At 62.3% G+C, this 575-nt stretch carries 1 protein-coding gene; it reads right to left on the reverse strand.

The window, feature by feature from the left end; all coding sequences use genetic code 11:
* A partial coding sequence (locus M3I53_RS38080; protein WP_254320823.1) for a transposase occupies positions 1-512 on the reverse strand: 512 nt, incomplete at its 3' end.
* Positions 513-575 lie beyond the last annotated feature (63 nt).

The raw sequence follows: 575 nt of genomic DNA on the forward strand, positions 1-575 counted from the left end.
CGGTGCATCGGCCCCCAGTCGGCGCGGCCGTTATAGCGTACGCCGTGTGAGAGGAGAAACGCCTTCAGCCGTTGTCGCGCGCGCTGTAGATCGTCCTTCGCGCTCACCCATGCGCGAGCCAGGTCGCGGAATGCTTCGTCCTCCACGCTGGGCACGTACACTGGCGAGAGGTCCCCGGCGCGTAGCGAGCGCACAAGCTTGATGGCATCGCGCCGATCGGTCTTGACACGATCGCCGGGCTTCTTGGGTATCAACGAGGGTGCGCACACCATACAGTCGAACTCTTTCTGCATGAGTTGCCGGTAGAGCCCATAGCCACACGGACCCGCCTCATAAACGATGTGGATGCGCCGCGCCTTCGACTGTAGGCGCTTGGACAGGCGTTCGATATCGGTCTTCGTCGTCCCGATCTTGCCGAGCAGTTCGACCTCGCCGGTGCCGAGCGCATAGGCAACCGTGATCGATTCCTTGTGAACGTCCAGGCCGACATACAACGTGCTATCGTTTTCCATTGCTGGCCTCCGTGCCGGAAATCGCCGGGTGTGACCCTGTCCACACCATGCGGCTCTGGCAGT

Origin of the sequence: Paraburkholderia sp. CNPSo 3272 (genome assembly GCF_024206495.1) — a bacterium.
Classification (GTDB): domain Bacteria; phylum Pseudomonadota; class Gammaproteobacteria; order Burkholderiales; family Burkholderiaceae; genus Paraburkholderia.